10 protein-coding genes are annotated in these 10,461 nt (G+C 61.0%); 3 read left to right on the forward strand and 7 right to left on the reverse strand.

Going from position 1 to position 10,461, the window contains the following annotated elements:
- Positions 1-134: 134 nt before the first annotated feature.
- From PHS32_RS19345 to PHS32_RS19355, 3 genes are all read right to left on the reverse strand, one after another.
- Complete coding sequence (locus tag PHS32_RS19345; RefSeq protein ID WP_301080748.1) at positions 135-1,424, reverse strand: replication-associated recombination protein A; 1,290 nt, start codon at positions 1,422-1,424, stop codon at positions 135-137.
- 394 nt (positions 1,425-1,818) lie between these two features.
- Positions 1,819-2,454 (reverse strand): outer membrane lipoprotein chaperone LolA, encoded by a 636-nt coding sequence (gene lolA, locus PHS32_RS19350; RefSeq protein ID WP_301080750.1) that lies wholly within the window; start codon positions 2,452-2,454, stop codon positions 1,819-1,821.
- Between the two features lie 8 nt (positions 2,455-2,462).
- Positions 2,463-4,817, reverse strand: a complete 2,355-nt coding sequence (locus PHS32_RS19355; RefSeq protein WP_301080751.1) for a DNA translocase FtsK — start codon at positions 4,815-4,817, stop codon at positions 2,463-2,465.
- A gap of 52 nt (positions 4,818-4,869) precedes the next feature.
- On the opposite strand from PHS32_RS19355, the gene trxB reads away from it, so the two are divergent.
- From trxB to rpmG, 3 genes are all read left to right on the forward strand, one after another.
- The gene (gene trxB / locus PHS32_RS19360; protein WP_301080752.1) at positions 4,870-5,820 is read left to right on the forward strand and encodes a thioredoxin-disulfide reductase; all 951 of its coding nucleotides are present in this window, start codon (positions 4,870-4,872) and stop codon (positions 5,818-5,820) included.
- 140 nt (positions 5,821-5,960) lie between these two features.
- Positions 5,961-6,194, forward strand: a complete 234-nt coding sequence (gene rpmB / locus PHS32_RS19365) for a 50S ribosomal protein L28 (RefSeq protein ID WP_301080753.1) — start codon at positions 5,961-5,963, stop codon at positions 6,192-6,194.
- A gap of 18 nt (positions 6,195-6,212) precedes the next feature.
- Positions 6,213-6,383, forward strand: coding sequence for a 50S ribosomal protein L33 (rpmG, locus tag PHS32_RS19370; RefSeq protein WP_011465453.1), 171 nt, complete (start codon positions 6,213-6,215; stop codon positions 6,381-6,383).
- 93 nt (positions 6,384-6,476) lie between these two features.
- Here the strand turns inward: rpmG and PHS32_RS19375 are convergent, their stop codons facing one another.
- The 4 genes from PHS32_RS19375 to ispH all read right to left on the reverse strand — a co-directional run.
- Positions 6,477-7,277 carry a class I SAM-dependent methyltransferase gene (locus PHS32_RS19375; RefSeq protein ID WP_301080754.1) on the reverse strand — a complete coding sequence of 267 codons (801 nt, stop codon included), beginning with the start codon at positions 7,275-7,277 and terminating at the stop codon, positions 6,477-6,479.
- Between the two features lie 158 nt (positions 7,278-7,435).
- Positions 7,436-8,773: a serine--tRNA ligase gene (gene serS / locus PHS32_RS19380; RefSeq protein ID WP_301080755.1), complete on the reverse strand. Its 1,338-nt coding sequence runs from the start codon at positions 8,771-8,773 to the stop codon at positions 7,436-7,438.
- 36 nt (positions 8,774-8,809) lie between these two features.
- Positions 8,810-9,775 carry a threonine/serine dehydratase gene (locus PHS32_RS19385; RefSeq protein ID WP_301080756.1) on the reverse strand — a complete coding sequence of 322 codons (966 nt, stop codon included), beginning with the start codon at positions 9,773-9,775 and terminating at the stop codon, positions 8,810-8,812.
- Positions 9,768-10,461: 4-hydroxy-3-methylbut-2-enyl diphosphate reductase (gene ispH, locus PHS32_RS19390; protein WP_301080757.1), on the reverse strand; the 694-nt coding region annotated here is incomplete at its 5' end. The genes ispH and PHS32_RS19385, both read right to left, overlap by 8 nt.

Consider the following 10,461-nt stretch of genomic DNA (forward strand, 5'->3'; position numbering starts at 1 on the left):
AACATCGCCCCCGGGAGTAGCGACACTGGCAGATCAGTGGACGCGATTGTAGCCAAGGGACACCCCGTTGGCGGCCTCAACACAGGCGGGGTTTACCCTCGCGTTGAAGCTACATCAGCAAGTATTGCGGGGCATCAATTACTTTGATTGTTCAAGATTTTGAGCTGACGCAGCTTGTCCGCAATTCTGATTTCCAGCCCGCGCTCAACCGGGCGGTAAAAGCCAGGCGCCGCCATGCCATCGGGCAAATAGCGCTCGCCCGCCGCAAAACCACCGTCCTCGTCATGCGCGTAGCGGTAACCCTTGCCGTAGTCCAGTTGTTTCATGAGCTTGGTCGGGGCGTTGCGCAAGTGCATGGGCACCGGTCGGGTGCCGTCCTGCTTGACAAAAGCCTTGGCTTCGTTGAAAGCCTTGTAAATGGCATTCGATTTGGCGGCCACGGCCAGGTAGACGACGCACTCGGCCAACGCCAATTCGCCCTCCGGCGTGCCCAGGCGCTCATACACCTCGGCCGCGTCCAGCGCCAGCCGCAAGGCCCGCGGATCGGCCAGGCCGATATCCTCGCTGGCCATGCGCACCATGCGGCGGGCCAGATAACGCGGGTCGGCGCCGCCGTCGAGCATGCGCACCAACCAGTACAGCGCGGCATCCGGGTCGCTGCCACGCACCGATTTGTGCAAGGCTGAAATCGTGTCGTAGAACTGCTCGCCGCCCTTGTCATAGCGGCGCAAGCGCTCGCCCAGCACCTTGAGCAGCCAGACATCGGTGATCTGGTCCAGCTTTTCCTGAGTTGCCGCCACCGCCAGCGTCTCCAGCGTGTTGAGCAGGCGCCGGGCGTCGCCATCGGCGAAAGCAATCAGGCGCTCCACTGCATCTTTTTCAATCTCCGGCAACGCTTTCGCGGCCAGCGCTCTGGCGATGATTTGTTCCAGGTCGGCGTTCGACAGGGGTTGCAGCACATAGACTGCCGCCCTGGAGAGCAAAGCCGAGTTGACTTCAAACGACGGGTTCTCGGTGGTGGCGCCGATGAAGGTAAAGAGGCCACTCTCGACATGCGGCAAGAAAGCGTCCTGCTGGCTTTTGTTGAAACGGTGCACCTCGTCGACAAAGACAATCGTGCGCCGACCCTGCTGCTGCGCCAGTTGCGCTTTTTCCACCGCCTCGCGAATGTCCTTGACGCCGCCCAGCACGGCGCCGATGTTGATGAACTGCGCATCGAAGGCATCGGCCATCAGGCGCGCGATGGTGGTTTTGCCGGTGCCCGGCGGTCCCCACAGGATGCAACTGTGCGGTTGACCGGATTCAAACGCCAGGCGCAGCGCCATGCCCTCGCCCAGCAGTTGCTGCTGGCCGACCACTTCAGCCAGTGTCTTGGGTCGCAAGCGCTCGGCCAGCGGTTGATGATTGGAGGGAGGGGGGTTCATCTGGCCCTATTGTGGCGCACCGGCAGGCAACGCAGAAGACTGCCGCTGGGTAATGCTGCTGGATAAGCGGCTCCAGGCGGGCGGCGTGGTTCGCGTTCTACGGCCCACGCTCGCGGCAATCATTGCCGGACGCACCACCGTCCGTGCAACAAGCACTTGGCAGGAACGTCCCACAGCAACTCATCGCGAATGGGGCCTGCGCCCGCGAACCCCACCACCCACCTTCATCAGTTGTCGATGCGCCGAGTTTCCAATTCGGCTTCGCTGCAATGAGGTCACCCGCATTGACGCTCAATTTGCGTTTTTGTCTTCTTATTCGATTTCAACCAGCACTCGCCAGCCCATCTCCTGCAAGCCACAGCCGCCAAGCCGGTGACCAGCGCCTGCTCAGTACTCACTGCCTGATCACATCCGCCCCGGCAGGCGCTTTGAACTCAAAGGTCTTGCCTGGCAGCAAGGGGTTGGCTTCGAAGCTGCTGAATGTCAGCACCGAACGCTGACCAAAGCTGTCCAGAATTTCGAGCACCACCAGTTCACCGCCACGCAGGCCGACCGCGATGCTTTGCAACTGGCTGTCCCTGGCCTTGGGGCTGGCCAGAACCCACTCCAGCCCGTCCTTGCTCGGCGCATCGGCCAGTGTGAAGTCAAGCTGTAGCGCCTTCAAATCGGGCGCCGACGCAATCAGGGCGGCGGGCGTGGAAGCCAGCACCTGCGACTGTTTGCGCGCCGTCACCTGGTTCAAATCCACGTCGTACAGCCACAGCGTCTGGCCGTCGGCGACTATGGTTTGCTCAAACGGTTTGCGGTAGACAAACTTGAACCGGCTGGGCCGCGAAAACTCGAAGCTGCCGCTGGAGGTTTTGCTGCGTGTCGCCTGTCCTTCCCTGGCCGGTGCCGTCACCACCTGGGTGAAGTCGGCGCGCCCGCTCTTGACCGTCTTGACGAAGGTTTCCAGGCTTGCCAGGCCGCTCGCCGAAGCCGGGAGTGCGCACGCCGCCAGCAACACAAAAGCAAAAACAAATCGTTTCATGGCAACCCTCAATCGGCCCGTACCGGTACCAGAATGTCGCGCTGGCCGCTGCTGCTCATGCTGCTTACCAGACCGGCTTTTTCCATGTCTTCGACCAGCCGGGCAGCCCGGTTGTAGCCGATCTTGAGGTGCCGCTGTACCAGCGAAATGCTGGCCTTGCGGTTCTTTAGAACCACCTCCACGGCTTGGTCATACAGCGGGTCCTTCTCGCCGGCACCGGCGCCGCCCTCGCCCATCAAATCGCCCTCGCCATCGGCCGTGCCACCTTCCAAGACACCTTCGATGTAGTTGGGCTCACCCTGGGACTTGAGGTAATTGACGACGCGGTGCACTTCGTCGTCGCTGACGAAAGCCCCGTGCACGCGTATCGGCAAGCCGGTGCCGCTGGGCATGTAGAGCATGTCGCCCATGCCCAGCAGGGCTTCGGCGCCCATTTGATCCAGGATGGTGCGGCTGTCGATCTTGCTGCTGACCTGAAAAGCGATGCGCGTCGGGATGTTGGCCTTGATCAGTCCGGTGATCACGTCCACGCTGGGGCGCTGGGTCGCCAGGATCAGATGAATGCCGGCGGCACGCGCTTTTTGCGCCAGACGGGCGATCAATTCTTCGATCTTCTTGCCGATCACCATCATCAAATCGGCCAGTTCGTCAATCACCACCACGATATGCGGCTCGCGCTTCAGCGGCTCGGGCGCCTCAGGCGTCAGGCTGAACGGGTTGGAAATGAATTCGCCGCGCGCCTTGGCCTCGTCAATCTTGGCGTTGTAGCCGGCCAGGTTGCGCACCCCCAACTTGCTCAGCAATTTGTAGCGGCGCTCCATTTCGGCAACGCACCAGCTCAGGCCGTAGGCCGCTTTTTTCATATCGGTCACGACCGGCGCCAGCAAGTGCGGAATACCCTCGTAGAACGACATTTCCAGCATCTTCGGGTCGATCATCAAAAACCGCACGTCGCTGGCCTCGGCCTTGTACAACAGGCTGAGGATCATGGCATTGATGCCGACCGATTTGCCGGAGCCGGTGGTTCCGGCCACCAGCACGTGGGGCATCTTGGCCAGATCCGCCACCACCGGGTTGCCGATGATGTCTTTGCCCAGGCCCAGGGTCAGCATGGACTTGGCCTCGTTGTAAATTTGCGAGCCCAAAATCTCGGACAACTTGATGGACTGGCGCTTGGCATTAGGCAACTCCAGTGCCATGTGGTTTTTACCGGGAATCGTCTCGACTACACGAATCGACACCAGACTGAGCGAGCGCGCCAGATCTTTCGCCAGCCCAACGATTTGCGAGCCCTTGACGCCAACGGCGGGTTCGATCTCGTAGCGTGTGATGACAGGCCCGGGTTGCGCCAGCACCACCCGAACCTCGACGCCGAAATCCTTCAACCGCTTCTCGATCATGCGACTGGTCATCTCCAGCGTCTCGGGCGCCACCGTCTCCTGGCGCAACAGCGCCCCATCCAGCAGGTCAACCTGTGGCAAGCGGCTGTCGGGCAGTTCCGTAAACAAGGGTTTTTGCCGTTCCTTGGCGACCCGCGCGCTCTTGGGCGCATCCGCCAGCACCGGCTCGATCCTGAGAACCGGGGGGGGGTGCGACTCGGTGACCTCCTGGCGCTGCTCCTCTATCACGATCTCTTCACGTTCCCGCGCCGCCTGCTGCCCCAGGGCAATATCCTGTTCCAGTTCCCGCTTCTCGCGCCGGGATTCAAGCAGGGAATAAAGCCGGGCACCCAGGCGCTCGGACACCTGGGCCCAGGAAAAGCCGAACACCAGCGCGGCTCCGCCAAGTCCCAGGGCGATGGCCAGCAGCGCGGAGACTTCAAAACCCAGCCACTTGACGCTCAGCGGACCAACAAAATATCCCAAAACGCCACCGCTGTAGCCTGGCAAGCGGACTTCCAGGCTGTACAGGCGTGACCACTCCAGGGCGGCGCTGGCACACAGCAACAGTGCCAGACCACACCAGAAGGCGGCACGGCTGGACCGCAATCCGCTGGCCCGCGAGGCAGCGCCTTCGGCCTGTGCCGCCAGCAAATCACGCGCCCGCAAATAGCGCGCCAGACTGGAAAGCCAGCGGCGCAGGCCGGCCGCCAAGCACCACCAGACGGAAAATCCCAATAAAAAATAACTGCCATCGGCTGCCCACGCGCCGGGTCGGCCAGCCCAGTTAAGTGTCGTGCCACCAGCACCCGAAGTTGACCAAGCGGCGTCCTGCGGTGAGTAACTAAGCAGTGCCAGAATCCAGAAAATCAACAACAGAATGCCAGCCAGCAAGCCCAGTTCGTCGGCAAAACGCCGCCAGCCGGAGCGAGCAGGCGTGTCGGCGGCGCGGGCAGAGTTCAAAGTGTTGATTGAATAAGTCATACTATGCGTAACTGTACACGGCAGATGCTGTTTTTCTAAGAAAGCTTTTACGATGTCAACTACCAGACATGCCCGGGTTTTGATCCTCGGTTCCGGCCCAGCCGGCTACACGGCAGCCATTTACGCCGCTCGCGCCAACTTGAACCCGTTGCTGATCACGGGCATCGCGCAAGGCGGCCAATTGATGACCACAACCGAAGTCGACAACTGGCCGGCTGACGTCGATGGCGTGCAGGGACCGGAATTGATGCAGCGTTTTCTGGCGCACGCCGAACGTTTCAAGACCGAAATCGTGTTCGATCACATCCATGCGGTCGATTTCCAGAAACGTCCCTTCACGCTCAAGGGCGACAGTGGCGAGTACAGCTGCGACGCCCTCGTCATCGCCACCGGCGCGTCGGCCAAATACCTGGGACTGCCCTCCGAAACCGCGTTCATGGGGCGCGGCGTGTCCGGCTGCGCCACCTGCGACGGTTTTTTCTACCGCGACCAGGTCTGCAGCGTGGTCGGTGGCGGCAATACCGCCGTCGAAGAGGCTCTCTATTTGTCCAACATCGCCAGCAAAGTGATCCTGATTCATCGCCGCGACAAGTTCCGGGCCGAGCCCATCATGATCGACAAGCTGATGGAAAAGGTGGCCTCCGGCAAGATTGAACTGAAGACCTTTTCCACCCTGGATGAGGTGCTGGGTGACAAGAGTGGCGTCACCGGCGTGCGCTTGAAGAATGTCAACACCGGCCGGACCGAAGAACTGGCCGTTCAAGGCTGCTTCATTGCCATTGGCCATGCGCCCAACACCGAAATATTCCAGGGTCAGCTCGACATGGCGGGCGGCTACATCGTCACCCAGGGCGGACTCAAGGGTTTCGCGACCATGACCAGTGTCCCCGGCATTTTTGCCGCCGGCGACGTGCAGGACCACGTCTACCGCCAGGCCATCACCAGTGCCGGCACCGGTTGCATGGCAGCCCTGGATGCACAACGTTTTCTGGAGCAGGGCTGAAGCCGCTATAATTGAGGGCTTTTCCGGCGTACCCCAGTCCTTTCCATGCGAGGCTTGGGGTGGTCGGCAAATCTCTTTACCGCCATGCAGCAGTGTGGCGAGGTGCGGCGAAAGCTGTTAATTTTCTCTGGAGTGTCCATATGGCACGCGTATGTGAAGTCACGGGCAAAGGCCCGATGGTCGGGAACAAGGTTTCCCACGCCAACAACAAAACCAAACGTCGGTTCCTGCCCAACCTGCAATACCGCCGGTTCTGGGTCGAGACCGAAAACCGCTGGATTCGCCTGCGGATTTCCAACGCAGGATTGCGTATGATCGATAAGAACGGCATCGATTCCGTACTCGCAGACCTGCGCGCACGCGGTCAAGCCTAACCAATCAAAGGAATCATCATGGCAACCAAAGGCGGACGCGAAAAAATCAAGCTTGAATCGACTGCTGGCACCGGTCACTTCTACACCACCAGCAAGAACAAGAAGACCATGCCCGAGAAGATGTTGATCAAGAAATTTGATCCCAAAGCTCGCAAGCATGTCGACTACAAGGAAATGAAGCTGAAGTAATCTTCAGTTCCACCGATAAAAAACCCGGCCTGATGCCGGGTTTTTTTATGGCCGACCGGAGCTGAAGTAGCCCCGCAGCCAAAAATCCAGGTCTCAGGCGGGAAGGTCCTTGGTGGCCACAATGATCTGGAAGTTGCCGAAGAAAACGGTGCGGCGCTCGCAGCTAAAACCGCCCAAGGCCTCCAGTTGCTTCAGCGGGTCATGGGTATCCCAGAGCGCCAGACCCAAGGGTTCGAAGACCTTGAAGTAAGTCCAGCTCAGTGCCCGCAGCACCCACAGGTCGGGCTTGTGAAACTCGGCCAGATAGAGCTTGCCGCCGGGTGCCAACACCCGGGTCGCTTCTTTCAAGGCCTGGCCCTTAAGGTGGTGCGGCAGTTCGTGCAGCAGAAAAAAGATCACATTGGCGGCCACCGTGCCGTCGCCTTGTTTCATGGCCGTGGCGTTCTCTTCCAGAAACTCGATTTTCCCGGCATGCTCCAGCAGCTTGCCCTGCGCATGATCGAGTTCGTTCTTGATGATGTCGGCAATCAGCACCCGCCGCGCACCGGTATCGATCGCCGCCGTCACGACCCGCGGGATCACGTTGCCAAAGGCACAGGAAGTGATCAGTACGTTCTTGCCGCGCAAATTCATGTTTTGCAAGCCATGGGTAATGGCCGACACCAGGCGGTCATATTGAAACAGCAGAATGGCGGCAATGATGGGCTGAAAATCGATCATCCGGATCAGCCGCATATTGGAATAAATCGGGTAGACGTGTGCCGCGTCGTCCGGCGAACCGGCCATGACGCCACGCATGATCAAGGCGCCACGGGTCACCGTGAAAAAGAAAAGTGCGGTAGCGGCAAGAACGAAAAAGAGCGAAAAGACGGTATACAGGAACCAGGCAGGCATGATCTTCCTTTGCAATTCATAAGGGCACGGGATTCAGCGCGCCCGAAGACTGCCCTGCATCACACAGGGCTCATTATCTCTCGGAGAGTCCTGAAAACTTAAGGTAAAACCTTGATTCAGGACAATGTTCAACACCATTGACGGCGGCACGCGCGACGCTAAGCATTCACTGCCGGCACAGCCAGAACCGTCTGACCACCCAGGTAGTTCCGCAGTACCTGCGGCACCGTGATCGAACCGTCGGCATTCTGGTAATTCTCCAGCACCGCCACCAGCGCGCGCCCGACCGCCAGACCGGAGCCGTTGAGGGTGTGGACCAGCTCGTTCTTGCCCTGCGCATTCTTGAAGCGGGCTTGCAGGCGGCGTGCCTGGAAGGCTTCGCAGTTGGACACCGAGCTGATTTCGCGGAAGGTGTTTTGTGCCGGCAGCCAGACCTCCAGGTCATAGGTCTTGCTGGCACCAAAACCCATGTCGCCGGTGCACAAAGCCATCACACGGTAAGGCAAACCGAGCTTTTGCAGAATTGCTTCGGCGTGGCCCACCATCGCCTCCAGGGCCTCGTAGCTCTTGTCGGGATGCACGATTTGCACCATCTCGACCTTGTCGAACTGGTGCTGGCGAATCAGGCCGCGGGTGTCGCGCCCGGCACTGCCGGCCTCGGAGCGAAAGCACGGCGTATGGGCGGTCAGCTTGATCGGCAAGGTGGCCTCGGCGACAACCTCATCGCGCACAAAATTGGTCAGCGTCACCTCGCTGGTGGGGATCAGGTAGAGCGCCGTGTTGTCCGGTTGCACTTCCCCCTCTTGCCCACCTTTTTTGGCGGCAAACAGGTCGCACTCGAACTTGGGCAACTGACCGGTACCGCGCAGCGTATCGCCGTTCACGATGTAAGGCGTGTAGCACTCGGTGTAGCCGTGCTCCTGGGTTTGCACATCCAGCATGAATTGGGCCAGCGCCCGGTGCAGCCGGGCAATCGGCCCCTTCATGACGGTAAAGCGGGCACCGGTCAACTTGACGCCCAGCTCGAAATCCAACCCCAACGGCGTACCCAGGTCGACGTGGTCTTTCACCTCGAAGCCATAAGTCTTGGGCGTACCCCAGGTACGCACCACCACGTTGCCATGTTCATCGGCGCCCAGCGGCACGCTCTCGTGCGGCAGGTTCGGCACCGCCAGCAGCAGACCCTGCAAATCGTTCTGAATCTGGTCCAGCCGGCTGGCCGAGGCTTCCAGCTCGGCCTTGAGACCTGCCACTTCGGCCATCACGGCGTCCACCTCGCTCTGCCCGGACTGGCCCTTGGCCTTGAGCAAGCCGATTTGCTTGCTCAGGCTGTTGCGCCGGCCCTGCAATTCCTCGGTGCGCATCTGAATGGTTTTGCGTTCGGTCTCCAGCGCCCTGAAGGTCTCCACATTGAGGAAGGGCTGCGGCTTTTTGCGCGTCTCCAGGCGCGCTATGGCCGAGTCGAGATCTTTTCGGAGAAGGGTAATGTCTAACATGCTGCCATTGTAGTTTTTGAATTCACCAGTCCGTTGTTATGGCGGGCTGGCCGATAGCGTAGCCGGATCGAGATTGGCGCCGCACAGGATCAGGCATACCGTCTCCTGCGCGCCTGGCCGGTAGGCGCCGGATTGCAAGGCTGCCAGACCCAGTGCGGCAGCCGGCTCCACCGCCAGCTTGAACTCGGTCCAGAGCCACAACTGGGCACGGCGTATCGCCTCGTCACTCAGCAACAGGGCGTCCTTGACATGGCGCTGGGTGACCTGCCAGCTGATGTCGCCAATCCGTTTGGCGCCCAGTGAATCGGCCGCGAGGCCGCTCACCGCCACATCCACCGGTTGCCCGGCCGCTCGCGCCTGAAACAAGGTCGGTGCCAGGGCCGGCTCCAGCGCCACCACCCGGACCCGCTCTTCAAACCAGGCCGCGATGCCGCCAATCAAACCGCCGCCGCCCACGCTGACCAGCACGCTGTCGGGCAGCCCGGCCTGCGCCTCGATCTCAGCCGCCAAGGTGGCGGCACCAGCGACCACCTCGACCTGGTCATAGGCATGCATCAGCAAGGCGCCGGTAGCACGCTGGCGCGTCAGGCAGGCCTCCTGGGCCTGCGCATACGCAGTACCCGTGACCACCACCGTGGCACCGAGCTGGCGCAGCCTGGACCGCTTGGCCTCACTGGCAACCAACGGCACAAACACCTCACAGGGAACGCCCAGCGATTGCGCCGCGGCCGCGGTCGCAATGCCGGCATTGCCGCCCGAGGCGATGATCACGCCGCTGGCCGGAATGGCGTGTGACAGCATGCGGTTGAGCATGCCGCGCGCCTTGAAGCTGCCGCCCACCTGGAGTTGTTCGAGTTTGAGCCAGACTTCCCCGCAGTTCAGACCGAGCGCCTTGCCACTCAGCTTGAAGAGCGGCGTCTGGCGTAACAAGTGGCTGCCGCCAGCACTCAGCCGTTGCAAGGCGCCCTCCATATCCGAGCGATCGATGACCGGGCTATTCATCGCACTTGCCCTGATTTCGCCCAACCGCGTCGAGTTTCAAACCTTTGGGCAGCGGAAACTTCACCGTTTCCTCGATGCCCATCATCTTGCGCACCGATACCGCACCCATGGCCTTGATGCGGGCGATCACCTGGTTCACCAGGATTTCGGGAGCCGATGCCCCGGCCGTCAGCCCGACGCGCTGACGCCCTTCGAACCACGCCGCCTGCAATTCATCGGCGCTGTCCACCATGTGGCTTTCGGTGCCGAGTTTGCGCGCCAACTCGGCCAAACGGTTGCTATTGGAACTGGTGGGGCTGCCGACCACGATCACCACATCGACCTGCCGGCTCATCATCTTCACGGCGTCCTGCCGGTTCTGCGTGGCGTAGCAAATATCCTGTTGTTTCGGTTCACGCACCTTCGGGAAGCGCGCCTTGACGGCGGCCGCGATCTCGGCCGCGTCGTCCACGCTGAGCGTGGTTTGCGTGACCACCGCCAGCCTGGCAGTCTGGGCCGGCAGCAGGCGCGCCACGTCGGCCACTTCTTCCACCAAGTGAATGCCGCTCTCCAACTGGCCCATGGTGCCCTCCACTTCGGGATGTCCCTTGTGGCCAATCACGATGAATTCAAAGCCCTCCTTGTGCAGCTTGGCTACTTCCACGTGGACCTTGGTCACCAGGGGGCAGGTGGCATCAAAGACCCGG

It is taken from the genome of Rhodoferax sp., from assembly GCF_028714215.1.
GTDB lineage: Bacteria > Pseudomonadota > Gammaproteobacteria > Burkholderiales > Burkholderiaceae_C > Rhodoferax.

Coding starts and splice junctions, on each gene's coding strand:
- serS (WP_301080755.1), bottom strand. CDS start 8,773: ATGTTAGACATTACCCTTCTCCGAAAAGATCTCGACTCGGCCATAGCG.
- trxB (WP_301080752.1), top strand. CDS start 4,870: ATGTCAACTACCAGACATGCCCGGGTTTTGATCCTCGGTTCCGGCCCA.
- rpmG (WP_011465453.1), top strand. CDS start 6,213: ATGGCAACCAAAGGCGGACGCGAAAAAATCAAGCTTGAATCGACTGCT.
- lolA (WP_301080750.1), bottom strand. CDS start 2,454: ATGAAACGATTTGTTTTTGCTTTTGTGTTGCTGGCGGCGTGCGCACTC.
- PHS32_RS19385 (WP_301080756.1), bottom strand. CDS start 9,775: ATGAATAGCCCGGTCATCGATCGCTCGGATATGGAGGGCGCCTTGCAA.
- rpmB (WP_301080753.1), top strand. CDS start 5,961: ATGGCACGCGTATGTGAAGTCACGGGCAAAGGCCCGATGGTCGGGAAC.
- PHS32_RS19355 (WP_301080751.1), bottom strand. CDS start 4,817: ATGACTTATTCAATCAACACTTTGAACTCTGCCCGCGCCGCCGACACG.
- PHS32_RS19375 (WP_301080754.1), bottom strand. CDS start 7,277: ATGCCTGCCTGGTTCCTGTATACCGTCTTTTCGCTCTTTTTCGTTCTT.
- PHS32_RS19345 (WP_301080748.1), bottom strand. CDS start 1,424: ATGAACCCCCCTCCCTCCAATCATCAACCGCTGGCCGAGCGCTTGCGA.